The 22,747-nt window shown below is 70.3% G+C and carries 19 protein-coding genes and 1 other RNA gene; 9 read left to right on the top strand and 11 right to left on the bottom strand.

Annotated elements, in window-relative coordinates; genetic code table 11:
* Window positions 1-124 precede the first annotated feature (124 nt).
* The 4 genes from VHC04_RS07620 to VHC04_RS07635 all read right to left on the bottom strand — a co-directional run bounded on the left by VHC04_RS07620 (window position 125) and on the right by VHC04_RS07635 (window position 4,612).
* Window positions 125-778 (bottom strand): MarC family protein, encoded by a 654-nt coding sequence (locus VHC04_RS07620; RefSeq protein WP_325679690.1) that lies wholly within the window; start codon window positions 776-778, stop codon window positions 125-127.
* Between the two features lie 13 nt (window positions 779-791).
* On the bottom strand, window positions 792-2,231 hold the full coding sequence (locus VHC04_RS07625) for an amidase (protein WP_325679692.1): 1,440 nt from the start codon (window positions 2,229-2,231) through the stop codon (window positions 792-794).
* 14 nt (window positions 2,232-2,245) lie between these two features.
* A complete protein-coding gene (locus VHC04_RS07630) occupies window positions 2,246-2,974 on the bottom strand; it encodes an SDR family oxidoreductase (RefSeq protein WP_325679694.1) in 729 nt (242 codons plus the stop codon).
* Window positions 2,975-3,232: 258 nt separating this feature from the next.
* Window positions 3,233-4,612: an MFS transporter gene (locus VHC04_RS07635; protein ID WP_325679696.1), complete on the bottom strand. Its 1,380-nt coding sequence runs from the start codon at window positions 4,610-4,612 to the stop codon at window positions 3,233-3,235.
* Window positions 4,613-4,922: 310 nt separating this feature from the next.
* On the opposite strand from VHC04_RS07635, the gene VHC04_RS07640 reads away from it, so the two are divergent.
* The 5 genes from VHC04_RS07640 (at window position 4,923) to recR (ending at window position 9,725) form a co-directional block, all read left to right on the top strand.
* Window positions 4,923-6,161, top strand: coding sequence for an ABC transporter substrate-binding protein (locus VHC04_RS07640; protein WP_325679698.1), 1,239 nt, complete (start codon window positions 4,923-4,925; stop codon window positions 6,159-6,161).
* Between the two features lie 237 nt (window positions 6,162-6,398).
* Window positions 6,399-6,491, top strand: an RNA gene (gene ffs, locus VHC04_RS07645) — signal recognition particle sRNA small type.
* A gap of 72 nt (window positions 6,492-6,563) precedes the next feature.
* The gene (locus VHC04_RS07650; protein WP_325679700.1) at window positions 6,564-8,705 is read left to right on the top strand and encodes a DNA polymerase III subunit gamma/tau; all 2,142 of its coding nucleotides are present in this window, start codon (window positions 6,564-6,566) and stop codon (window positions 8,703-8,705) included.
* Window positions 8,702-9,025 carry a YbaB/EbfC family nucleoid-associated protein gene (locus VHC04_RS07655; RefSeq protein WP_325679701.1) on the top strand — a complete coding sequence of 108 codons (324 nt, stop codon included), beginning with the start codon at window positions 8,702-8,704 and terminating at the stop codon, window positions 9,023-9,025. The genes VHC04_RS07650 and VHC04_RS07655 overlap by 4 nt, the downstream gene beginning before the upstream one ends.
* Before the next feature lie 106 nt (window positions 9,026-9,131).
* Window positions 9,132-9,725, top strand: a complete 594-nt coding sequence (recR, locus tag VHC04_RS07660; RefSeq protein ID WP_325679703.1) for a recombination mediator RecR — start codon at window positions 9,132-9,134, stop codon at window positions 9,723-9,725.
* A gap of 129 nt (window positions 9,726-9,854) precedes the next feature.
* On the opposite strand, the gene VHC04_RS07665 is transcribed toward recR, so the two are convergent.
* The 4 genes from VHC04_RS07665 to VHC04_RS07680 all read right to left on the bottom strand — a co-directional run bounded on the left by VHC04_RS07665 (window position 9,855) and on the right by VHC04_RS07680 (window position 16,877).
* A complete protein-coding gene (locus VHC04_RS07665; protein ID WP_325679705.1) occupies window positions 9,855-11,972 on the bottom strand; it encodes a hypothetical protein in 2,118 nt (705 codons plus the stop codon).
* Window positions 11,973-11,975: 3 nt separating this feature from the next.
* Window positions 11,976-14,738 carry a DUF4159 domain-containing protein gene (locus tag VHC04_RS07670; RefSeq protein WP_325679707.1) on the bottom strand — a complete coding sequence of 921 codons (2,763 nt, stop codon included), beginning with the start codon at window positions 14,736-14,738 and terminating at the stop codon, window positions 11,976-11,978.
* A gap of 144 nt (window positions 14,739-14,882) precedes the next feature.
* Window positions 14,883-15,770: a DUF58 domain-containing protein gene (locus VHC04_RS07675; RefSeq protein ID WP_325679709.1), complete on the bottom strand. Its 888-nt coding sequence runs from the start codon at window positions 15,768-15,770 to the stop codon at window positions 14,883-14,885.
* Window positions 15,771-15,836: 66 nt separating this feature from the next.
* The gene (locus VHC04_RS07680) at window positions 15,837-16,877 is read right to left on the bottom strand and encodes an AAA family ATPase (RefSeq protein WP_325679711.1); all 1,041 of its coding nucleotides are present in this window, start codon (window positions 16,875-16,877) and stop codon (window positions 15,837-15,839) included.
* Between the two features lie 147 nt (window positions 16,878-17,024).
* Here VHC04_RS07680 and VHC04_RS07685 point away from each other — a divergent pair, with 147 nt between their 5' ends.
* From VHC04_RS07685 to VHC04_RS07695, 3 genes are read left to right on the top strand one after another with little or no spacing between them, the layout of a single operon-like run.
* Entirely contained in the window at window positions 17,025-17,648 is a 624-nt protein-coding gene (locus tag VHC04_RS07685; RefSeq protein WP_325679713.1) for a DUF1285 domain-containing protein, read from the top strand.
* On the top strand, window positions 17,645-18,250 hold the full coding sequence (locus tag VHC04_RS07690; RefSeq protein ID WP_325679715.1) for a CoA pyrophosphatase: 606 nt from the start codon (window positions 17,645-17,647) through the stop codon (window positions 18,248-18,250). The genes VHC04_RS07685 and VHC04_RS07690 overlap by 4 nt, the downstream gene beginning before the upstream one ends.
* Window positions 18,247-18,906 (top strand): CreA family protein, encoded by a 660-nt coding sequence (locus tag VHC04_RS07695; RefSeq protein WP_325679717.1) that lies wholly within the window; start codon window positions 18,247-18,249, stop codon window positions 18,904-18,906. The genes VHC04_RS07690 and VHC04_RS07695 overlap by 4 nt, the downstream gene beginning before the upstream one ends.
* Window positions 18,907-19,113: 207 nt before the next feature.
* Here the strand turns inward: VHC04_RS07695 and VHC04_RS07700 are convergent, their stop codons facing one another.
* Together VHC04_RS07700 and VHC04_RS07705 are read right to left on the bottom strand one after the other, a co-directional pair.
* Window positions 19,114-20,076, bottom strand: coding sequence for an aldo/keto reductase (locus VHC04_RS07700; protein WP_325679719.1), 963 nt, complete (start codon window positions 20,074-20,076; stop codon window positions 19,114-19,116).
* 311 nt (window positions 20,077-20,387) lie between these two features.
* Window positions 20,388-20,996 (bottom strand): DNA-3-methyladenine glycosylase I, encoded by a 609-nt coding sequence (locus VHC04_RS07705; protein WP_325679721.1) that lies wholly within the window; start codon window positions 20,994-20,996, stop codon window positions 20,388-20,390.
* A 204-nt stretch (window positions 20,997-21,200) separates the two neighbouring features.
* On the opposite strand from VHC04_RS07705, the gene VHC04_RS07710 reads away from it, so the two are divergent.
* The gene (locus tag VHC04_RS07710; RefSeq protein WP_325679723.1) at window positions 21,201-22,088 is read left to right on the top strand and encodes a glycerophosphodiester phosphodiesterase family protein; all 888 of its coding nucleotides are present in this window, start codon (window positions 21,201-21,203) and stop codon (window positions 22,086-22,088) included.
* On the opposite strand, the gene VHC04_RS07715 is transcribed toward VHC04_RS07710, so the two are convergent.
* Window positions 22,045-22,605, bottom strand: coding sequence for a hypothetical protein (locus VHC04_RS07715; protein ID WP_325679725.1), 561 nt, complete (start codon window positions 22,603-22,605; stop codon window positions 22,045-22,047). The genes VHC04_RS07710 and VHC04_RS07715 overlap by 44 nt on opposite strands.
* Between the last annotated feature and the right edge of the window lie 142 nt (window positions 22,606-22,747).

The raw sequence follows: 22,747 nt of genomic DNA on the forward strand, positions 1-22,747 counted from the left end.
CGGAAACCCGGCGGCGGCTATCTAGGGCGCGATCGCCCGAAGCCGGCGATCAGAAGGCGTGAATCGCGGTCCCGAATCAAAGCGCTGATAGAGCATGACAGGGTCAACCTGGCCCCGTCATGCTCTAAGGGGCGATGTCGCCGCTGATGACGGCCTGCACCCCGCTGATCAGGATCTGCACGCCGATGCACAACAGCAGGAACGCCGCCACCCGGGTCACGGTGCGGCGGCCGTTCGGTCCCATCATCCCGGTGACCCGCTCCGCGCTGCGATAGAACAGCCAGATGATGCCGGACAGCGCGACGGCGGCGGTGGTCAGTCCCAGCTCGTACAGCAGCAGGTGGCTGAGCCCCCAGGGATGCCCGGCGCCCAGGGCGATCGCGACGGCCACGGAGCCCGGGCCGGTGGTGATCGGCACGGTCAGCGGGAACAGGGCGATATCCTCGCCGCCGGCATGGGACGCCTGCTCCTGCTTATGCTCCTCCCGCTTGTCGGGCGCGTTCATCAGGGTCCAGCCGGTCAGAGCCACGACGCTGCCGCCGGCGACGCGCAGGGCCGCCAGCGAGATGCCGAAGAACGCCAGGACATAGGAGCCGGCCCACAGCGCGGCGATCATCACGATCAGGCAGTTGACCGCCACCTGCCGAGCGAGCCGCGCCTGTTCCGGTTGCGGCAGGTGGCCGGTCATCTGCTGGAAGATCAGGGCACCGCTGATCGGGTTGACGATCGAGAACAGCGCCGGGAATCCCAGCAGGAACGCATTGACCGCGCTTTGCACCCTGGCGGCCGGATCAGTCCAGCTTGGGACGCTTGTCCGCCCAGGGCTGGACCGCCTCGAACGCCGCCGCGGCCTGCAGCACGCCCAGGTCGTCGAAGCGGCGGCCGACGATCTGCAGCCCGACCGGCAGGCCCGCCGGGGTGAAGCCGCACGGGACGGACGCGGCCGGGTTCCAGGCCATGTTGAACGGGTAGGAGAATTCGGCCCAGCTCACCCAGTCCCATTCATGCTGCGGCCAGTGATCCGGCATCAGCTTCTCGGCCGGAAAGGCGGCGACCGACACGGCCGGCGTCAGCAGGAAATCCCAGTCCTGGAACCAGCGGTGGATGCTGGTGACATAGGCGTATTTCTTCGCCCGCCAGGCCTGGTAGGTGGCGACGGTCACATCGCGCGACGCCTTGATGCAGGCGACCAGGCCGGGGTCCATCCGGGCTTCCCATTGGTCCAGGTAATGCGCCAGCCGGGTCAGGTGGGCGGACCAGAAGAAGCGGATCAGCTCCGGCCCCGGCGCCGCCCATGGCGTCTTCACCTCCTCTACATGCGCGCCGAGTTCCTGGAACCGGGCAACGGCGGCTTTCACCAGCTCGGCGACCTCGGGGTCGACGCGGGCGTGGCCCAGGTCGGGGCTGTAGGCGATGCGCCTGCCCTTGATGCCCTCATGCAGGCGGGCCGAGTAATGCGCCGGACCGGCCTCCAGCGTGGTATGATCCAGCGGGTGCGGCCCCGCCAGCACTTCCAGGAACAGGGCGTTGTCGGCGACCGTGCGGGTCAGCGGCCCGTTATGAGAGGTGAAGTCGCCCAGGCTGATCGGGTTGTACGGCACGCGGCCGAAGCTGGGCTTCAGCCCGACCACGCCGCAGAAATGCGCCGGCATGCGGATCGAGCCGGCGCCGTCGCTGCCCTGGTGCAGCGGGCCGAACCCGGCCGCCGTGGCCGCCCCCGCCCCGGCCGAGGAGGCACCGGCGTTGTAGCCGTGTTTCCACGGGTTATGCGTGATCCCGGTCAGCGGCGAGCGGGACACGCCGGTCCAGCCGAACTCCGACGTGGCGGTCTTGCCGATGATGATGGCACCCTCCGCCCGCAGGCGGGGGACCATGACCGTGTCCTCGGCCGGCTGGTTGTCCTTGAAGATATGGGTGCCGTGCTGGGTCGGCATGTCGGCGGTATCGGCCAGATCCTTGATGCTGACCGGCACGCCGTGCAGCCGGCCCAGGCGCTCGCCGCTGGACAGCGCCTTCTCGGCGGCCCTGGCGCCTTGCATCGCCGCGTCCTCGGCCAGGTGGACGAAGGCATTGACCTTGGGTTCCAGCGCCTTGATGCGGTCCAGCAGGGCCCGCATGTACTCGACGGGCGAAAGCTGCTTGGTGCGGATCAGCTCCGCCAGCCTGGTGGCGGGGAGGAAGCCCAGGTTCTCGGCGCTCGGATCTGCGGCATTCGGATCTTTGGACGTCATGCGATCGCCTTCGCTTAATAGGTGGCGCGGCCGCCGGAGATGTCGAACACGGCACCGGTGGAGAAACTGCATTCCTCGCTGGCGAGCCACAGGACCATCGAGGCGACCTCATCGATCTCGCCGAACCGGCCCATGGGGATCTTCGACAGCATCCAGTCGATCTGCTGCTGCGTCATCTGGCTGAACAGCGGCGTGCGCACGGCGGCGGGCGTGACGCAGTTGACGGTGATCTTCGTGCCGGCCAGTTCCTTGCCCAGCGACTTGGTCAGGGCGATGACTCCGGCCTTGGAGGCGGAGTAGGCCGAGGCGTTGGGATTGCCTTCCTTGCCGGCGATGGAGGCGATGTTCACGATGCGCCCATATCCGTTGCGCTGCATCAACGGCACCACCGCGCGGTTGCTGTAATAGACGCCGCGCAGGTTGACGTCGATCACGCGGTCCCACGCGTCGACCGGATACGCCCAGGTCGTGGTGTTGGGTCCGGTGATGCCGGCCGAGGCGACCAGGATGTCGATCTTGTCCAGCGCGGTGGCGGTGGATTCGGCGGCTTTCTGCACCGCGGCGGCGTCGGTGATGTCCAGCGCGACGGTGTGGGCGGCGCCGCTGCGGGCCAGCGCGGCCTCGTCCATGTCCCAGAGGCTGAGGCGCGCGCCCTCGGCCGCGAGCCGCTGCGCGATCCCGGCGCCGATCCCCGACGCGCCGCCGGTGATGACGGCGGTGCGGCCTTCGAAGCGTTTGGTCATGGTGTCCGCGAGTCCCCTGTGGCTGGGGGAGTTTTGGCCGAGGTGGGGGCGACGGTCCAGAGGGCGGGTATCTGGGCGAGGCCGGCCGGTATCGTAACCGCGTTGGAACGAGCCTCGCAGGGGCCCGATGAGCCTTGCTGGTCCGCGTGTCACGACCGGTCGGGCCGGGCGAGGATACCGCCGCCACGCCGGCGCGCCCGATCCGCTCCGCGGTGGCGCGCCCCGGTCCGCCCCGATCCGCGGCGCCGGAATGATGCCTTATGTCGACACCTGCTCCAGCACCGCCCGCGCTTGCCGAATCCCCAGCGTGCGGATCATCAGCGCCGGAAGGATCGCCCCCGGCAGCACGATCCACAGGATCCAGCCCGCATGGTTCGGCCCCAGCGCATAGAGCGGCCCCAGCAGCGTCACGCCCGCCCAGGCGCCCAGATGTCCCAGCCCGTCTGTCCAGGCGAAGGCCTTCGAGCGGATGCGCGTCGGATACGCCACCGCCGTATAGTTGTACAGGTTGAACAGGAACAGCCCGGTGCCGATCCGGCTGACGACGTAGGCGCCGGCCGCGACCCACATGTTCGGCATCATCCATGCCACCACCCAGGCCAGCGCGAACAGCAGGCCCATGGCGCAGATCACGTCCCGCCGCTCCACCCGCTCGCCCAGCCGCGCGTTGATCAGGAAGCCCAGGAACAGCGCCACATAGGCGACCGCGATCGTCAGGAAGACGAAATGCGCGTCGCCGCCCAGGTCCACCATGAACACGGCGGCGAAGGCGCCGACGCCGTAGATCAGCCCGGCATAGGCCAGCAGCCAGACGATGATCAGCACCCAGGTGCGGCTCCGATAGGCGGGGCTGGTGAACAGTTCCGTCCAGGAACTGTCCTTGGCCGAAACGACCGGGTTGCGGCCGTAATCCGGCTCGCGCAGCGGTTCGGTCAGGTAGCGGCCGCACCGCCGCTCATAATCCGCCATGATCCCTTCCGCTTCCTCATGGCGGCCGTGCGCCTCCAGCCAGCGGGGCGATTCCGGCAGCTTCCACCACAGCAGCGGAAGCAGCACGAAGACCTCGATGATCGCGCTGACCCACAGGAACAGCCGCCATTGATGCGGGATCAGCCAGAACGCCAGCAGGTTGACGCCGACCGCCACCAGCGCGGTGATCCCCTGCGAGGTCAGCAGCACCCGGTTGCGCACCTCGGGAGAGGTCATTTCGGACAAGTAAACGGAATGCGTGGCGACGATGCCGCCGACGCCCAGCGTGCTCAGCACCGACAGCGCCACCATGCCGGGAAAGTCGGTGACATAGGCGAACGGCCAGATGCACAGCCCGCCCAGGAAGGTCGCCGTCAGGATCGCCGGGCGCCGCCCGTACCGGTCGGAGATCCAGCTCATGATGAAGACGCCCAGCAGGATGCCCAGCCCGACCTGCATCGCCTGGATGACGGCATACTGATACACGTCGATGATATGCGCCGGCCGCCAGACAAACGGATACAGTCTGGCCCCGATGCCGTCCGTGTCGAAGATGATGAAGCCCCAGGTGATCTCCACCAGTATGGCGAGCTGCCACTGCACCGGGGTCAGCGGCAGCCGGTCGATCCGGGCGGCCACGCGCCCCTCATAGGTGGTTCGCTGGTCCATGGACGTCAGTCTCCCGTCATCTGCGCGGTGTTCCGCATTGACTGTCGGGGGCATCCAGGGCGCCGCGGCCAGGACAACCCAGACGAGCACCCATGAGCTTAGGACGCTGCTTCGCCAAAGGTCCAGCGCCGATCTCGCTTTCCTGCACGGCTTGCATGCGCGGCGAAACCCATTCTGCGGCTTGATCGCCACATCCGTTGGACCTAGCTTCCGCCGCGCCGCTCGGGACGGCCTTTCCCAACCAAAATCACCGCGTTTCGGACCGGTTCCCCGCCCGGTCGCACCGGCGCGCGTCGTTCGAGGATCGCCTATGAATCTGTCTCGCCGCTCCGCCCTGGTGGGTGGGTCCGCCGCCCTTGGCCTGGCCGGGGGACTGACCGGTCGTGCCCGCGCCGCCGATCCCGTCATCCGCATCGGCGTGCTGACCGACCTGTCCGGACAATATCGTGACAATTCCGGACCGACCACGGTGCTGGCGGCGAAACAGGCGGTGGAGGATTTCAACCCGTCGGCGCACGGCTTCAAGGCCGAGGTGATCTCGGCCGACCACCAGCAGAAGCCCGATGTCGGCGCCGGCATCGCGCGGCAATGGTTCGACGTGAACGGCGTGGACGTGATCGCCGACGTCAACAACACCGCGATCGCCCTGGCGGTGGGCCGCATCGCGAATGAGAAGAACAAGGCGCTGCTGATGACCGGCGCCGCCTCGGTGGAGCTGACCGGCAAATACTGCCTGCCGCAGACCGTGCACTACGCGCCGGATACCTGGTTCGGCCCGCACCTGACCGGCAGCGCCGTGCTGAAGGATGGCGGCAAGGACTGGTACCTGATCATCGCCGACTATACGTTCGGCCATTCGCTGGAAGCGGCGCTGAGCAAGCTGATCAAGGACAAGGGCGGCCGGGTCGTCGGGTCGTCCGCCTATCCGTTCCCGGGCACGACCGATTATTCCTCTTATCTGGTGGCGGCGCAGACCAGCGGCGCCAAGGTCATCGGCCTGTGCAATGTCGGCGGCGACATGGAGAACTGCATCAAGCAGGCCGCCGAGTTCGGCCTGGCGCAGCAGGGCGTGCGCATGGCGGCGATGCTGGGCTTCATCACCGAGGCCAAGTCGCTGGGGCTGCAGACGGCGCAGGGCCTGCTGCTGCCTGGCATCTTCTACTGGGACCTGAATGACCGCACGCGGGCCTTCACCAAGCGCTTCGTGCCGAAGACACCCGACAACTGGCCCAGCGATCTGCATGCGGCGTGCTACTCGGCGGTGACGCACTACCTCAAGAGCGTCGCGGCCATGGGGGTCGACAAGGCGAAGGCGTCGGGCACCGACGCGATCAACTGGATGAAGGCGAACCCCAGCGATGACGATTGTTTCGGCAAGGCGTCGATCCGCGCCGATGGCCGGTTCATGACCGCCGGCTACCTGTTCCAGGTGAAGAAACCGTCGGAAAGCAAGAGCACGTGGGACGTGTTCAACGTGCTGTCCTCGGTCCCCGCTGACGAAGCGTTCCGCCCGCTATCCGAGGGCGGGTGCCCGCTGATCAAGTCGTAGCGCCAATCGCGCCGATGCCCGCCGCTCCTGATGGACGGGCATCGGCGTGGCGGTCGCCAGCCCCTTCACACGTGCCAGCCCCTTCACACGTGTCAGAGCACCCGGGCGATGGCCGGGTGCCTGCTCGGCCGCAGCACCGGAAGGGGTCCGGTGGTGCCGTTCGCCTCGGGCGCATCCGCCGCCCCGCGCCCCCGCTCTTGCCCCCACCCCCCAACCCCGTGCTAAGCACCCGCCGGGAGGTCGGCGGCGGACGAGCGCCTCGCCAACCCGGTCAGGTCCGGAAGGAAGCAGCCGCAACGGGTCTCCGTTCGGGTCGCTTGCCGGCCTCCCACTGCTTTCCCGCGCATGGCTCGGCCCGGCCCCCGGACAGGTCGGCCCCTTGGTAAGGTATGGAGCCCACGCATGTCCGGCCTGTTCCAGGACGATCCGCCGCGGGACACCCCGCCTCCGCCGAGCGATGTGGAGGATTCGGCGCGGGATGCCCCGCCGCCTCCCGAGGGGCCCGGTCTGTTCGGCGAGTCGCTGCCGGCGGCCGCCGAACCGGAACACGCCGTCGCCTATCGCGTCCTGGCCCGCAAATACCGCCCCGCCACGTTCGATGACCTGATCGGGCAGGAGGCGATGGTGCGCATCCTGCGCAACGCCTTCGCCACCAACCGCGTCGCCCACGCCTTCATGCTGACCGGCGTGCGCGGCGTCGGCAAGACCACCACCGCCCGCATCATCGCCCGCGCGCTGAACTGCGTCGGCCCGGACGGCACCGGCGGCCCCACCGCCGATCCCTGTGGCGTGTGTGAGAACTGCACGGCGATCCTCGCCGACCGCCATCCGGACGTGATCGAGATGGACGCCGCCAGCCGCAACGGCGTCAACGACGTGCGGGAGATCATCGAGGCGGTGCGCTTCCGCCCCATGCAGGCGCGCAACAAGGTGTTCATCCTGGACGAAGTCCACATGCTGACGACGCAGGCCTTCAACGCCCTGCTGAAGACGCTGGAGGAGCCGCCGCCGCACGTGAAGTTCATCTTCGCGACGACGGAGCTGCGGAAAGTCCCGATCACCGTGCTGTCGCGCTGCCAGCGCTTCGACCTGCGGCGCGTGCGGGTGACGGAGCTGACCGCGCATTACGGCCGGATTGCCCGGAAGGAGAACGTGGCGATCGAACCGGACGCGCTGGCCCAGATCGCCCGCGCCGCCGACGGGTCGGTGCGGGACGGGCTGTCGATCCTGGACCAGGCGATCGCCCAACGCGACATGGGCGCGGAAGGCGGCATCACGGCCGCCCAGGTCAGCGACATGCTGGGCCTGGCGGACCGGGAAGCGGTGTTCGACCTGATGGACGCGGTGCTGGCCGGCAAGCCCGCCGCCGCGCTGGCCATCACCGACGCGGCATTCGAACGCGGCGCCGATCTGGGCGTCATGCTGCAGGACCTGCTGGACCTGACGCATACGCTGACCCGCTTGAAGTCCGTGCCGTCCCTGCGCGAAAGCCAGGACCTGCCGGAGGCGGAACGCACCCGCGGCGTCGCCATGGTGGACCGGTTGACCGTGCCGGTGCTGGCGCGCGCCTGGCAGATGCTGCTGAAGGGCGTCGGTGAGGTGGAGATCGCCCCCGACCGCAAGGCCGCCGCCGAAATGGTCCTGATCCGCCTGTGTCATGTCGCCGACACGCCGACGCCGGGGGACCTTGTGCGCCGGCTGACCACGGGAGTTCCCGCCATGGGGGGGCCCACTGGGGGCACTCCCACTGGGGGCACTCCCGCTGGAGGTACTCCTACCGGGAGGGCGCCGACCGGGGGTGCGCCGGCCGCGGCGCCCGGGATCGCGGTGTCAAGGACCGCACCGTTTGGGACCGCACCGGTCGGGACCGCGGCGCCTGGGACCGCGGCATTGGGGACCGCGGCGTTGGCGACCGCGCCGGCCCCGCCGGGTGGCGGCGGGATTGGCGGCAGCGCCCGAGCGGTTGCCGGCGGCGGTGTGATGGCGGTCGGGCGGCCGGATGCGGTGGCCGACGCCGCTTCGGCACCGGCGACGTTCCGGTTGGGGACGTTCCGGGAGGTCGTCGCCTTCGTCGCGCAGCGGCGGGAGCCGATGCTGCACAGCCATCTGCTGCACTCGGTCCACCTGGTCCGCTTTGCCCCGCCGGTTATCGAGCTCCGCCCGCAGCCGGTGGCGCCGCGGACCCTGTCGGCCGATCTCGCGCGCCTGCTGACGGAGGCGACCGGCACTCGCTGGACCATCGCGGTGTCGCTGGCACAGGGCGAACCGACCCTGGCGGAGCAGGGCGCGGCAGCCGATACCGCCCGCCGCAGCGCCGCCGCCGACCACCCGATGGTGCGCGCCATCCTCGACGCCTTCCCCGGTGCGCGGATCGAGACCGTGCACGACCGCAACGCCGACGCCTATGGCCTGCCGGTCGGCGCCCCCATCGCCGGCGGGGATGCCGACGGCATTGCCGGGTTCGGGGACGATCCCGATATCCCACCTTTCGCGCCGCCCGACGCCGAGTATTTTGACGACGACCCGATGGAGACCGACTCATGAAGAACCTGGCCGGCCTGATGAAGCAGGCGCAGCAGATGCAGTCCAAGATGGAGGAGATGCAGGCCAAGCTGGAAGCGGCCGAGATGACCGGGGAGGCCGGCGCCGGCATGGTGAAGGTCACGCTGAACGGCAAGGGCGACATGCGCCGGGTGGCGATCGATCCGAAGGTGCTGGACCCGGCGGACGCCGAGATGGTCCAGGACCTGATCGTCGCCGCCCATAAGGACGCCAAGGGCAAGATCGAGAGCTTCGCCGCGGAGCAGATGCGCCAGGCCACCGGCGGCCTGCAATTGCCGCCGGGGATGAAGCTGCCGTTCTGATCCCCCAAAGAGCGCATCCGTCCTGATTGCATCTCCTGTGGACGACCGGTGTGGACGACCAGCGTGGACGACCGGTTCGGCAGGGCATCGTAAGGGGACCACGGGCATGGGTGGTCCGGAGATCGACCATCTGATCACGCTGCTGGCGAAGCTGCCGGGCATGGGTCCGCGCAGTGCCCGCCGCGCCGCGCTGCGGATGCTGCAGCAGCCGGAGCAGCGGATGCTGCCGCTGGCGCAGGCGCTTGCCGCCGCCGCCGCCGCGGTGCGGCCCTGCGCCGATTGCGGCAACCTCGATTCCCGGGATCCGTGCTCGATCTGCGCCGATCCGCGCCGGGACCGCTCGATCATCTGCGTCGTGGAGGGGGTCGGCGACCTGTGGGCGCTGGAGCGCGCCGGGGTGCATCACGGCCTGTATCACGTGCTGGGCGGCACGCTGTCCGCCTTGTCCGGCACCCGCCCCGAGGATCTGACGATCACCGCCCTGCTGTCGCGCATCGAGGAAGGCGAGACGAGGGAGGTGATCCTGGCCCTGGGCGCCACGGTGGACGGCGCGACCACGGCACATTTCCTGGCCGACCAGCTTCGCCCCACCGGCGTGACCGTCACCCGCGTCGGCCAGGGCGTGCCGATCGGCGGCGCGCTGGACGTGCTGGACGACGGCACCCTGGCCGCCGCGCTGCGCGGCCGCCGGTCGGCGTAGCGGCTTCGTCCCTCGGCCGTCCCCTCGGGGCGTTAAAGCTAGGGTCGGGTGACCCTGTCATGCCTTATCAACGCGTTGATTCAAAACGCGATTCATGCCCTCCAACCGCCGGCTCCGGGCGATCGCTCTCTATTGCCCCTCCCGCCGCCAGGCCAGTACCAGGAATGCAGCGATGATCGGCAGTGACAGCCAGCTCGGCAGCAGCTCCAGCGCCGCGACCCCGGTGACCACGTGGTCGTGCCGTCGCGCCAGGCCGATCCAGGCGCTACCGGACGCGCCGGCGCCTTCCTCCACCCGCCGCAGATCGGGTACGTCGTTCCCGTTCCCGGCCAGCCAGTGCACACCGCCGCCCGAGGACCGAGCGAGCGGGCCCGCCAGGGTCGCGGTGGCGCGCAGATCGGCCAGCTCCGGCGGATTGGCGGCGCCGGCCGCGGCGTAGGCCGATTCCGCTCCCTGGCTCACCTTCCACACCCCCGGCACCGCGGCGGGCAGGGTGGCAATCGCCGACCCGGGATGCTGCTCATGCAGCGGCACCGTCATCGCCTTGCCATCCGGGTCGGTCACCACCACCGAACCCGGCGGCGCCGCGTCCGTCGAGCGCCGCTCGATCGTCAGCTTGCCATCCACCACGTGGGCGGTCAGCGCATTCTCCTCCAGCTCCGGCTCCTGCATCAGCCAGTGGGCGATGCGGCGCAGCAGCTCCGCCTGCGGGCCGCCGCCCTGGTGGCCGCGCGACCACAGCCAGATCTGGTCCGACAGCAGCAGCGCGGTGCGGCCCTGGCCGACCCGGTTCAGCGCCAGCAGCGGCTGCCCGTCCGGCGTCTGTAGCAGCACCTCGCCGTCCATCGGCCCCGGTTGGATGCGCTGGTACCACGGCCCCCAGCTTGGCGCGCCGCCATTCGGCGCCGGCGGATTGGCGCCGGCCAGACCTTCGGTCACCGGGTGGCGCTGGCCCAGATCGGACACGTATGGCCGGAACGCCCCGTCCACCACCGCGTTGCCGCGCGCCGGTCCACCCGGCAGGACCGATCCCAGCGGCGTGGACGCCAGCGAGGTGATGCCGGTGAATTCGGGACCGACACTCATCAGCAGGGCGCCGCCCTGGCGCACCCGGTTGGCGATGTTCGCCAGGTACGGGATCGGCAGCAGGCCGCGGTTCTGGTACCGGTCCAGGATGATCAGGTCGAATTCGCCGATCTTGTCGACGAACAGCTCGCGCACCGGGAAGGCGATCAGCGCCAGCTCGTTCAGCGGCGTGCGGTCATCCTTTTCCGGCGGCCGCAGGATGGTGAAATGCACCAGGTCCACCGATGGATCGGCCTTCAGCAGCCGCCGCCAGGTGCGCTCGCCCGGGTGCGGCTCGCCCGAGATCAGCAGCACCCGCAGCCGGTCGCGCACGCCGTTGATCTCCACCACCGCGCGGTTGTTGAGCTGGGAGACCTCGCCCGCCAGCGGACTCGCCGTCATGTCGATGACGGTCGGGCCGGCGCGGGTGATCGGCACCTCGATCCGCTGCTCCACGCCGACCGGCACGCTTTCAGTGATGAAGGGCTGGCCGTCGCGGCGCACCGTCAGCGTGGCGGGGCCGGCATGGCCGCGGGTGTCCCCATTGGTGCCTCCATTGACACCAAGATCGTCCACCGCCACCCGCAGGGTGACGGACCGGCCGACGATGCCGTAGCCCGGCGCCTCGATCACCCGCAGCCGGCGGTCGGTCTCCTCGCCGCGCGCGGCCAGCAGCAGGTTCAGCGGCGCGCCGCCCGGCGCGGTTTTCGGGATATCGTGGATCTGACCGTCGGTGATGGCGATCGTGCCGGCGAAGCGGGAGCGCGGGATGTCGGCCAGCGCCTTGTCGACCGTGGTGAACAGCCGCGTGCCGGCATTGCCGCCTTCCGGTACGGTGACGGTGCGCAGCTCCAGGTCGTGCAGCTTGCCGGCGTCGGCCTCGATCGCCTGGCGGGCCCTGCTGGCCAGGGCGGCGCGGTCGCCGACCTGCATGGAGGCGGACTGGTCCACCACCAGCAGCCCGATATCACGCAGCGACTGCCGGGTTTCCTGCACCAGGCGCGGGCCGGACAGCCATAGCAGCAGCGCGGCGAAGGCGCCCAGGCGCAGCCAGGTGCCGCTGCCGCGCCGCCAGATCCCCAGGGCGACGACGGCCAGGGCGATGGCGCCCAGGGCGGCCAGCAGCCACACCGGCAATAGCGGATCGAAGCGCAGCGCGGCGATGACCTGTTCCGGGCGCATGCGCTACTGCCCCAGCCGCTGCAGGATGGCCGGCACGTGCACCTGGTCGCCCTTGTAATTGCCCGTCAGGGCATACATCACCAGGTTCACGCCGAACCGGTAGGCCAGGACGCGTTGCCGCTGCCCGCCGGGGATGACGGCGTAGGGATTGCTGCCGTCCGGGTTCACCGCCCAGGCGGCGGCCCAGTCGTTGCCGCCGATGATCACCGGGCTGACGCTGTCGTTGGCGCGGTCCTGGTCGCGCTGCACCCAGACCGTGTCGCCGGTGAACCGGCCGGGAAAATCGGTCAGCAGGTAGAAGGCCCGCGCCAGCACATGATCGATGGTCAGCGGCGCCAGGGGCGGGATCAGCAGCCCGTGGGTGACCCGCTTCAGCGCCGCGTCCGTACCCGGGGCGAAGCCGGCGCCCGAGCCCGATCCTCGGGTGTCGATCAGGATGATGCCGCCGCGGCTCATGTAGTCGTTCAGCGCCGCCACCTGCGCCGGCGCCAGCTCCTGGGCACTGGCGACGATCGGCCAGTACAGCAGCGGATAGACGCTCAGATCGGTCTGGCCCGGCGTCACCGCGTCGGGCTCGTATAATGTCGCGGCGGTGCGGCGGTTGACGTAGTCCGACAGGCCCTCCAGCCCGGACCGCGCGATGCCGTCCACCTGCGCGTCGCCGGACGTGATGTAGCCGAGCCGCGTGTCGATCGCCGGGTTGCCGCCCTGTTCCACTGCCAGGGCGGGGTGTGCCAGCAGCAGCAAGGCCAGCGCCGAGGGGGCGGCGACGCCCGCCCGCAGCAGGCCGCGCAGGCCCAGCGAGATCACCATGTCGGCCGCCAGCAGCAGAAGCGCCAGCGCCACCAGCGGCGGCCCCAGCGCGCGTTCCTGGGTCGAGCCGCGCAAGGTCTCCAGCGTGGCGCCGGCGATCGGCGGCGCCAGCTCCGGTGTCGCCAGGACGGTGCCCAGGTTCAGGGCGCGCCGGCCGTTTTCCGGCCCGTACAGCCCGGGCGGATGCGACGGCGACACTGCGGTGCGGCCGAACGCGTCGCCGGCCAGGGCCGCGGCCGCGGGCGGCGGATCCGCCAGCAGGCCGAACCCGTCCAGGGTCTGCGCCGGCGCCAGCATCGCGGTGTCCTGCGCCGGCGCGACGCCGACCGACAGCGCCACCAGCCGCCGCAGCATGTCCACGAACAGGCCGGACAGCGGCAGGTTGGACCAGTCGGCATTGGCGGTGACATGGAACAGCACCACCCGGCCGGCACCCAGCGTTTCCTGGGTCACCAGCGGCGTGCCGTCCGCCAATGAGGCCCAGGTCCGCGATGCCAGGTCGGCGCTGGGTTCGGCCAGCACCTGGCGGGTCACCCTGACCTCATCCGGCACCGCCAGCCCGTCGAAAGGCGACGCGGTGGGGAACGGCGCCAGGCCGGCCGGCCGGCTCCAGGACATCGCGCCGCCCAGTTGCCGGTCTCCCGCCAGCAACCGCACCGGCAGCAGCGTGTCGGTGTCGTTGCCGGCCTCCTCGGCGGTGCGCGGGCCGGCGAAGCGGATCAGCAGCCCGCCCTTGCGCACCCAGTCGGTCAGCGCCTCCCGCTCCGGGCCCGCCGGCAGCGGCCGGTCGGCCAGGATCAGCACCGAGATGTCGCGCTTCAGCAGGCCCGCCACGTCGCCGGTGCGCAGCTCGGAAGAGGGTTGCAAGGCGCGCTGCAGGAAATACAGCGGCCCCGAGAACGGGGTTTCGGCGGTCGCCAGGTCGCCGGAGACCAGGCCCACCGGCCGCCGCCGCCAGCGCTCGTCCAGCAGCACGACGGATCCGGCGCCGGGCGGCCCCTCCAGCACCAGCCGGGTCAACCGGTTGCGCAATTCCGGCGGCAGCTCGATACCGCCCGACGCCGTGGTGGCGCCAGCCGGAACCGGGATCGTGGTCCGCGCCAGGGTGCGGCCATCGCCGCTCTGCGCCAGCACGGACGCCGTGGTCGGCGCCCCGCGCGGGGTCAGCGCCAGCCGCGCCACCAGCCGGTCGGCCTCGATGGCCGGCGGCAGCAGCAGCGGCGGCGGCACCGCGTCGCAGCATATCTCGGTCACCGCGCCGGCACCCGCCAGAGCCTGGGCGAAGGCGGGGAAGTCCGGTCCGTCGGTCAGCCCGTCCGGCACATAGATGACCGAGGCGCCAGCCTGATCACCCCCAGCCTGATCACCCCCGATCCGATCCCTCTCGGCCCGATCCCTCTCGGCCCGATCACCCCCGGCCCGGTTGCCCCAGTCGCGCAGGGCGGCGGCCGCGGCGGCGCGGTCGGGCGGCCACGGCTGCGGCTGCAATCCGGCCAGCCGGGCGCGCAGTTCCGGCACCGGCATCTCCGCCGTGACGGCGGGGGCCGCGCCATTGCCGTCCGGCGCGGTCATCAGCATCGCCGCCCGCCGCCCGGCCCGTTCCGCCCGGTCCAGTAGCGCCGCCGCCGCTTCCTTGCGGCGCACCCAGTCGCTGGCCGAGGCCCAGCCATTATCCATCACCAGCAGCACCGGCCCGTCACCCGACAGGGCGGTGCCGGAATCGATCACCGGCCGGGCAAGCGCGACGATGACCAGGCCGGCGACCGCCATGCGCAGCGCCATCAGCCACCAGGGCGTGCGGGCCGGCGTCTCCTCCGTCGCATGCAGTCCCAGCAGGAAGCGGACGGCGGGAAAATCCTCGGAGCGCGGAGCCGGCGGGGTGACGCGCAGCAGCCACCACAGGATGGGCAGGCCAAGCAGTCCCAGCAGGACCCAGGGAGCGGCGAAGATCATGGGGCGGCGACGATCATGGCGTGGCGAGGATCATGGCGACGAAGACCATGGGGCGGCGAAGACCACGGGCAACGAAGACCATGGGCGACGAAGACCGTTGCGCGGCGAGGATCATGAGGCCGAGAAAACCATGGCCGGCGGGGATCATGTGGGGGCGAGCGCTTCATACAGGGCGAGCAGGGCGGTCTCCGGCGCCTGGTCGGTGTGGTGGACGCTGAAGCTGAAGCCGACCGCGCCGCATAGCCGAGCGATCTCGGCCTGCTGCGCGTGCAGCCGCCGGGCATAGGTATCGCGCACCGATTCCACGCGCGGGATCAGCGTATCCCCGTCCTTTTCCACGCCGCGGAAGCGGATGCGGCCCTGATAGGGCAGCACCGCCTCGGCCGGGTCCAGGACCTGCAGCAGATGTCCGGTCACCGGCGCGGCGGCGAAGCGGCCAAGCGTCGCCTGGATCGCCTCCAGCGGCGACAGGAAATCGCTGAACAGCACGACGGTGCCATGGCGGGGCAGGCGCACCTGGGGCGGCAGCCCTTGCTCATCCATCAGCAGCGGCAGTTCCGTCGCCAGGCGGTCCAGCCCGGCGCGGTGACTGATCGAACGCGCGTCCGGCCGCATCAGCATCACCCGCTCACCGCCCCGCAGCAGCAGCGAGGCCAGCGCCAGCAGCAGCAGCTCGGCGCGTTCCTGCTTGTCCACCGGCACGCGGCGGGAGCGCCAGCGCATGGAGGCCGAGGCGTCCCGCCACAGGCTGACGGTCTGCGCGGCTTCCCATTCGGTCTCCCGCACGAACCAGCCTTCCGGCGCACCACGGCCGGATTTCGCCGATTGGCGCCAGTCGATGCGCGCCAGCGGGTCGCCCTGCACGAAATGGCGGAACTGCCAGAAACTGTCGCCTTGCCCGACACGCCGCCGGCCGTGCACGCCCTGGGCCACGGTGGACGCGACACGGTCCGCCGCCACCAGGAGCGGCGGCAGGCGGGCACCCAGGGCCTCGGCCTGCAACGCCTTCAGCGGGGCGACCGTCATCGGCATGAGCCGCCGGCCGCCTGAAGGCGCCAGAAGCTTGGCCGGCGGCCGGCGCCGGGGCGCGGCGACCGTCTAGCCAAGCCGGGCGACCTGCTGGTCGATCACATCCGTCAGCAGCACCCCGTCGGCGCGGGCGGAGAAGCTCAATGCCATGCGGTGCCGCAGGACCGGCCGCGCCAGGGCGGCGACATCGTCGATGCTGGGGGCCAGGCGGCCGTCCAGCAGCGACCGGGCACGGCAGGCCAGCATCAGCGCCTGCGCCGCGCGCGGGCCCGGCCCCCAGGCGACGTGCTGGCGGACGATGTCGTCGCTCGCGGTTTCCGGGCGGCAGCCGCGCACCAGCGCCAGGATCGCGCCGACGACGCTCTCACCGACCGGCAGGCGGCGGACCAGCGCCTGGGCGGCCATCAGGTCCTCGGCCGTCATCGCCTGTGCCGGCTGCGCCTCGGACGCGCCGGTCGTCGCCAGCAGCATGGTGCGTTCGGCGTCCAGGTCCGGATAGCCGACATTCACCTCCAGCAGAAACCGGTCGAGCTGCGCTTCCGGCAGCGGATAGGTGCCTTCCTGCTCGATCGGGTTCTGCGTCGCCAGGACATGGAACGGGCGCGGCAGCCGATGCTCCACCCCGCTGATGGCGACCCGCTGCTCCTGCATGGCCTGCAGCAGGGCGGACTGGGTGCGCGGGCTGGCGCGGTTGATCTCGTCGGCCATCAGCAACTGGCAGAAGACCGGGCCGGGCACGAAGCGGAAGCCGCGCTTGCCGTCGGTCTCCTCCAGCACCTCGCTGCCGACGATGTCGGCCGGCATCAGGTCGGGGGTGAACTGGATACGCTTGGTCGCCAGGCCCAGGACGACGCCCAGGGTCTCCACCAGCCGGCTCTTGCCCAGCCCGGGCACGCCGACCAGCAGCACATGGCCGCCGGACAACACTGTGATCAGGGTCTGATCGATCACGTCATCCTGGCCGAAGATCACCTGGCCGATCGCGGCGCGCACCTTGACGATGCGTTCGCCCACCGCCTCGGTGGCCGCGACGATGGTGCCGGGGTCGTCCAGGCCGGCATTGGGCCGGGTGCTGAAGGATTGTGGCGTGACGGCCATACCACCTGACATACGGTCCCCGGTTCCTGACTCTGTGTTCCAGCCCTTCATATAGGCTCTTTTGCCGAAGGGGGGATGCTTCCTATATCGGTCGTTGACGACGACGTCCGTGACAACCTTTCGGGTTCCAGTGGAGACAGACCGGTGAGCGACCCTGGCATGCCCCATCAAACGCCAGCTTCCCTGGGACTTCGGGCGGGCCGGGGCGGAGGTCTGGAGGCTGGCCTGGCGGGGTGTACGGGCAGGCTGGATGGGCAGGCGGTCCGCCGCGCACCGGTGGAATGCGGCGACCTGCCCTTCCTGATCAAGCGTGACGGAACCTGGCTGTACCGCGGCTCACCGATCAACCGGAAGGAGCTGGTATGCCTGTTCGCCTCCGTGCTGCGGCGGGAGGAGGATGGCAGCTGGTGGCTGCAGACCCCGGCGGAGCGCGGGCGCATCGAGGTCGAGGACGCGCCGTTCGTCGCCGTGGAGCTGGACTGGTGCGGCGAGGGGCACGACCAGGTGCTGTCCTTTCGCACCAACGTGGACCAGATCATCGCCGCCGGGCCGGAGCATCCGATCCGCATCGCCCATGACATCCTGACCTGCGAGCCGACGCCCTATCTGCTGGTGCGGCCCGGCGCCGGACACTGGGGGGTCGAGGCGCGGATCAACCGCGCCACCTATTATGAACTGGTCGCGCTGGCGGAACCCGGCATCGTCAATGGCCGCCGCGTCCTGGGCGTCTGGAGCCAGGGCAGGTTCTTCACGCTCGGCGACATGCCGTCCAACGAGACGTGACCCGCGATGAGCTGCGGGCGCGGCTGATCCAGATCGCTGCGCAGCCGCCGGATGCCGGCGTTGAACACGGCGATGACGTGCTGGCGGCGCTGCGCCACCCGCTGGTGCCGGCGGCGGTGCTGGTGCCCGTGGTGATGGGCGAGGCGCCCGGCGTGCTGCTGACCAAGCGGACGCCGCACCTGAAGGCGCATGCCGGGCAGGTCAGTTTCCCCGGCGGCCGCATCGACCCCGAGGATCGCGGGCCGGAGGATGCCGCCCTGCGCGAGGCCTGGGAGGAGATCGGCCTGGAACGCGGTGCCGTGGAAATTCTGGGCCGGCTGGACGACTACGCCACCGGCACCGGCTACCGCATCACCCCGATCCTCAGCCTGGTCCCGCCGGACCTCGTGTACCAGCCGTCGGCCGACGAAGTGGAATCGGTCTTCGAACTGCCGATGACGGTGCTGCTGGACCCGGACGCGCCCCGCCGGCAGCGCCAGCACGTGCGGGGCGAATGGCGCGAATACTGGGTATGGCCGCATCCGGACCATTACATCTGGGGCGCGACCGCGGCCATCCTGGTGCACCTGGCGGAACGGCTGCAGCGAGGATTCACCCCATGAGACGTCCGACCATGCGATTCCCGGATCTGCCCGGGAGGCGGAGCCGGCCGGCGTTTGCCGCACCGGCCCGATCCATCCTGACCCGATCCATCCTGACCCGATCCATCCTGGCCCCATCCATTCCGACCCGGCCCATGCTGGCCCGGTCCATCGTGGCCCGGTCCGCCCTAGTTCTGTCCACCCTGGCCCCGTCCACCCTGGCCTTGTCCACCCTGGCCCTGTCCGTCTTGGCCGTCTCCGCCTGGGTGCCGCCGGCGCTGGCGCAGCAGCGGGTCGGCGCCATCAGCACGACGTTCCGTTTTCTGGGGCCGAACGACAAGATCGTCATCGAGCGCTTCGACGACCCGCGCGTCGCCAATGTCTCCTGCTACCTGTCCCGGGCGGAAACCGGGGGCATCAAGGGCGGCCTCGGCTTTGCCGAGGACCCCAGCCGGTTCTCCGTCGCCTGCCGGGCGGTGGGGCCGCTGAGCGTGCCGGCCGACCTGCCGAGGCAGGAGGTGATGGGATCGGCGCAAGCCTCACTGTTCTTCAAGGCGTTCCAGATCCATCGGCTGCTGGACCCGGAGAAGCACGTGCTGATCTACACGGTGATCAGCACCAAGCTGATCAACGGCTCACCGTTCAACAGCATCAGCGTGGTGCCGCTGGACCGCTGAGGTCGCAGCGGGACCTTGTGTGGCAACCGCCGAGCTCTGGCGGATGCGGCGTGCCCATCCGCCTGCCTCGCCATGGCGGGCCAGGTCGGCCTCGGCGCGGCCCGCATCGGTCCCGATGCCACTGTGTCGCGGTGTCACCGTGTCCCCGTCGTGGCTATATCCCGGTTGTTACTATATCCGGGTCACCGGCGGCCGAGCAGGCCGCGCTCAGCGGGCGCGGGACGGCGGGGCTTCCAGGCCGACGCCGCGCAGATGGCTGAACAGCGACTGCAGCCTGGCCAGATCGGCTTGCGGCAGGGGCGGTTTCAGGATCGAGGCGATATTCGTCCTCAGATGTGCCGGGTCGCCGGTGCCGAACAGCACGACGTCGGCCCCGGGCTCATGCCGGACATAGCGGTACGCCGCGTCGATGACCGAGCTGGCGCCGGCGGGATGCACCAGGAAGCCCAGCGGATCGTCGCTGTCAGCCAGCCAGGCGGGCACCTGGCCAGCGGCCGCCAGCTCCTTCATCGTCGCCGCCAGCTGCGCCGGACGGGCGAAGATGGCGCGCACCGCGAACATCATCAGCGTGCCGATCCCCCGGGCCATCGTGTGCGGGAACACCTGGGTGCGGGCCACCTGGTCCATCAGGTGGAAGGCGACCATGGCGGTGTCCCACATATCCTCCCGCGCCGCCCGGTTCAGCATCACCTGCTCCGGGTCGTTCGGCGCGGTCTCGGTGATGCCCAGGAAGCGGAACTTCCCGGCGTCGCGCTGGCGCAGCAGGGCCGGGACGACCGTGTCGCGCACATGGTCATAGGCGGCGGGTGGAACGGCGTGGATCTGGAACACGTCGACATGGTCCAGGCGCAGCCGCCGCAGCGACGCATCCAGGCTCTCGACCACCTTGGCGGCGCTGAACGCCGCCTCACCTGGCGGCTTCGAGGCCTTGGTGCAGACCACCACCCGGTCCCGGTCGATGCCTTGCAGGGCGGCTCCGACGACCTCCTCGGTGCCGTAGGCGGCGGCGGTGTCGATCAGGGTGACGCCGAGGTCCAGCGCCTGGCGGACGATGCCGATGGCGTGCTGCTCCGACTGGCCGGTGCCCAGGCCCAGCCGGCTGAACCCGCCGCAGCCCAGCCCGGCCACGCTGACGGTCAGGCCGGTGCGGCCGAGCGTGGTGTATTGCATGGGATTCTCCTTGGATTGACCTTGGGGATTGACCTTTGGGATTGACCTTGGGGGGTTGACGTTTGCGGAGGTTGACCTTGCGGGCTGTCCGCCGCCTCGGATGGTGGCGAAGCATAACCGGGACGCGGTGGCCGCGGTATCCCGGCCGCGCCCGCGGGAGAGGCCTTGCCGGAGCGGGGTTCGCCGGGCGGCGTCCTGCACGGGCCCAGAGAGCATGACAGCGTCGGGTTGACCCTGTCGTGCTCTATCAATTCTTTGATTCAAGGACGCGATTTACGCCTTCTCACCGTCGGCTTCAGGCGATCGCGTTGCTAGCAAGGCGGCCGGAACGCGGCGCGGGCCTGGGCCACCCGGTCGCGGATCACGCAGTCCTCGGCATGGTCATTGATCAGCCCCATCGCCTGCATGAACGCGTGCACGGTGGTCGGGCCGACGAAGGCCCAGCCGCGCTTCTTCAAGTCCTTCGACATCGCGATCGACGCGGCCGAGGTCGAAACGGTCTGCGGTGCGGCAAGGTCCTCGGGCTTCGGCTCGAAGCGCCAGACATAGGCGGCGATCGAGCCTTCCTGCTTCACCAGCTCCCGCGCCCGCCGGGCATTGTTGATCACTGCGGCGATCTTGCCGCGGTGGCGGACGATGCCGGTATCCCGCAGCAGCCGCTCGATATCGGCGTCGGTGAAGCCGGCGACCCGATCGAAGTCGAAACTGGCAAAGGCCGCCCTGAAATTCTCCCGCTTTGCCAGGATGGTCCGCCAGCTCAAGCCGGACTGAAAGCCTTCCAGGGACAGTTTCTCGAACAGGCGGCGGTCGTCGGCGACCGGAAAACCCCATTCGGTGTCGTGATAGGGGAAGAAGTCGGCCACCGATCCGCACCACCGGCAGCGCGGATGCCCGTCCGGGCCCGGGATTGTCGTGCTCATGCGCTGTGCTCCGTCAGGGCCGTCCGGCCGCGGTCGATCCTTGGTTTCCGACGGTGACGGCGCGCGCCCGGAACGCATCCACGGCCCACGCCTTGTCCCGCGTGAAAGAAGGCCGCGTTATATCAAGCCACTCGGAAAGCTGCATCAGCCGGAGGCCGGTCGGCTCCGCTTCCGTCTCATGCGGCGTGCGGGAGGAGGTAGCGCATGGCGGGCGGGTTTCGCATCATCGGTCATCGCGGCGCGCGGGGCCTGTTCCCGGAGAACACGCTGGAGGGGTTCCAAGGTGCCTGGGCGCTGGGCGTGCGCGCGTTCGAGCTGGATGTCGGCCTGACACGGGATGGCGTGGCCGTCGTCGCGCACGATCCGGTGCTGAACCCCGACCTCACGCGCGATGCCGCCGGAGCCTGGCTGCCTGGTCCGGGGCCGGCGATCCATGCGCTGACCGCGGCGGAGCTGGCGGGGTTCGATGTCGGCCGGCTGCGCCCCGGCTCGCGCGCCGCCGGGCTGTTTCCGCGGCAGCGGCCGCACGACGGGGCGCGCGTGCCGGACCTGGCCGCCGTGCTGGCGGCGTTGCCCGCGGCGGAATGGATCATCGAGATCAAGACCGATCCCACCCGCCCCGACCTCACCGCGCCGCCCGACCTCCTGGCCGATGCGGTGCTGACGCAGATCGACCGCGCGGACGCCGCGGCACGTGTGGTGGTGGAATCCTTCGACTGGCGGATACAGGCGTATGTGCGGCGCGTCCGTCCGGACATCGGTCTGGCCTATCTGACCCGGCCCGACGCGCCGGCCGATCCGTGGTGGGCCGGCATCGACCCGGCCGATCACGGCGGATCGGTCCCCGCCTGCGTGGCCGCCGCCGGCCCGGCGGGCTGCGCCTGGGCGCCGGCCTTTGCCCAACTGACCCGGGCCGCGCTGCGCGAGGCGCATGCGCTGGGCCTGGCGGTGCTGCCATGGACGGTCAACGCACCGGCCGACATGCGCCGCCTGATCGGCTGGGGGGTGGACGGCATCATCACCGACGATCCCGACATCCTGGCCGCCGTCACGGCTGCTGCAGGAAATTCGACGACACCGACGCGCGGCTGATCAGTGCGCGCAACGCCGGGTTCTGGCTGCTGTTTTCCTGCGTCAGCGCTTCCATCGGCACGAAGAATTCATGCGCGTGCGGCAGTTGATGGCGGGCGAAGCCACGGTAATGGTCGCTCTTGAGCCCGTACAGCACGCGCATTTCCCGCACCGGCATGCTGATGTCCAGATAGGGTTCGTGCAGGATCACCCCCGCCGTCTTCCAGCGCGGCGTGGAATCGTCCCGCGCCACCGGGGCCAGCAGCCAGTCGGTGGGGCAGACGCATAGCAGGGAATGCGTGCTGGGGGCGAAGCGGGACCGCTTGTCCAGCAGGTTCTGGATGGTCGAGCAGGCCTCGACCGCCAGGATATCCACGAACGGCTCCATATAGGTGCCGCCGAAATTGAGCCAGAGTCCGTCCGGCAAGGTGCGCAGCCGGGTGCTGCCGGGGATTTTCAGGAACGGGTTGCCGATCCGGCCTTCATCGTCGGATGGCCGCCCGCGCAGCCATGCCTCCTTCCGGCAGGCGGGTTTCACCCCGGGTGGCCTTTGCCCCCATTCCTTGAGGCGGTGTTTCACCAATAGATCGAGAGCCGTGCGTCCGCGCATAATGCCTGATCCAAAATGGCCGGTGGGAAAAATGGCCAGTGGAAAAATACAACCTATACGGGTGTTACCA

This window comes from Rhodopila sp., from assembly GCF_035548095.1.
Lineage (GTDB): Bacteria > Pseudomonadota > Alphaproteobacteria > Acetobacterales > Acetobacteraceae > Rhodopila.

Coding starts and splice junctions, on each gene's coding strand:
- VHC04_RS07625 (WP_325679692.1), bottom strand. CDS start 2,231: ATGACGTCCAAAGATCCGAATGCCGCAGATCCGAGCGCCGAGAACCTG.
- VHC04_RS07630 (WP_325679694.1), bottom strand. CDS start 2,974: ATGACCAAACGCTTCGAAGGCCGCACCGCCGTCATCACCGGCGGCGCG.
- VHC04_RS07635 (WP_325679696.1), bottom strand. CDS start 4,612: ATGGACCAGCGAACCACCTATGAGGGGCGCGTGGCCGCCCGGATCGAC.
- VHC04_RS07640 (WP_325679698.1), top strand. CDS start 4,923: ATGAATCTGTCTCGCCGCTCCGCCCTGGTGGGTGGGTCCGCCGCCCTT.
- VHC04_RS07650 (WP_325679700.1), top strand. CDS start 6,564: ATGTCCGGCCTGTTCCAGGACGATCCGCCGCGGGACACCCCGCCTCCG.
- VHC04_RS07655 (WP_325679701.1), top strand. CDS start 8,702: ATGAAGAACCTGGCCGGCCTGATGAAGCAGGCGCAGCAGATGCAGTCC.
- recR (WP_325679703.1), top strand. CDS start 9,132: ATGGGTGGTCCGGAGATCGACCATCTGATCACGCTGCTGGCGAAGCTG.
- VHC04_RS07665 (WP_325679705.1), bottom strand. CDS start 11,972: ATGCGCCCGGAACAGGTCATCGCCGCGCTGCGCTTCGATCCGCTATTG.
- VHC04_RS07670 (WP_325679707.1), bottom strand. CDS start 14,738: ATGATCTTCGCCGCTCCCTGGGTCCTGCTGGGACTGCTTGGCCTGCCC.
- VHC04_RS07675 (WP_325679709.1), bottom strand. CDS start 15,770: ATGCCGATGACGGTCGCCCCGCTGAAGGCGTTGCAGGCCGAGGCCCTG.
- VHC04_RS07680 (WP_325679711.1), bottom strand. CDS start 16,877: ATGTCAGGTGGTATGGCCGTCACGCCACAATCCTTCAGCACCCGGCCC.
- VHC04_RS07685 (WP_325679713.1), top strand. CDS start 17,025: ATGCCCCATCAAACGCCAGCTTCCCTGGGACTTCGGGCGGGCCGGGGC.
- VHC04_RS07695 (WP_325679717.1), top strand. CDS start 18,247: ATGAGACGTCCGACCATGCGATTCCCGGATCTGCCCGGGAGGCGGAGC.
- VHC04_RS07700 (WP_325679719.1), bottom strand. CDS start 20,076: ATGCAATACACCACGCTCGGCCGCACCGGCCTGACCGTCAGCGTGGCC.
- VHC04_RS07705 (WP_325679721.1), bottom strand. CDS start 20,996: ATGAGCACGACAATCCCGGGCCCGGACGGGCATCCGCGCTGCCGGTGG.
- VHC04_RS07710 (WP_325679723.1), top strand. CDS start 21,201: ATGGCGGGCGGGTTTCGCATCATCGGTCATCGCGGCGCGCGGGGCCTG.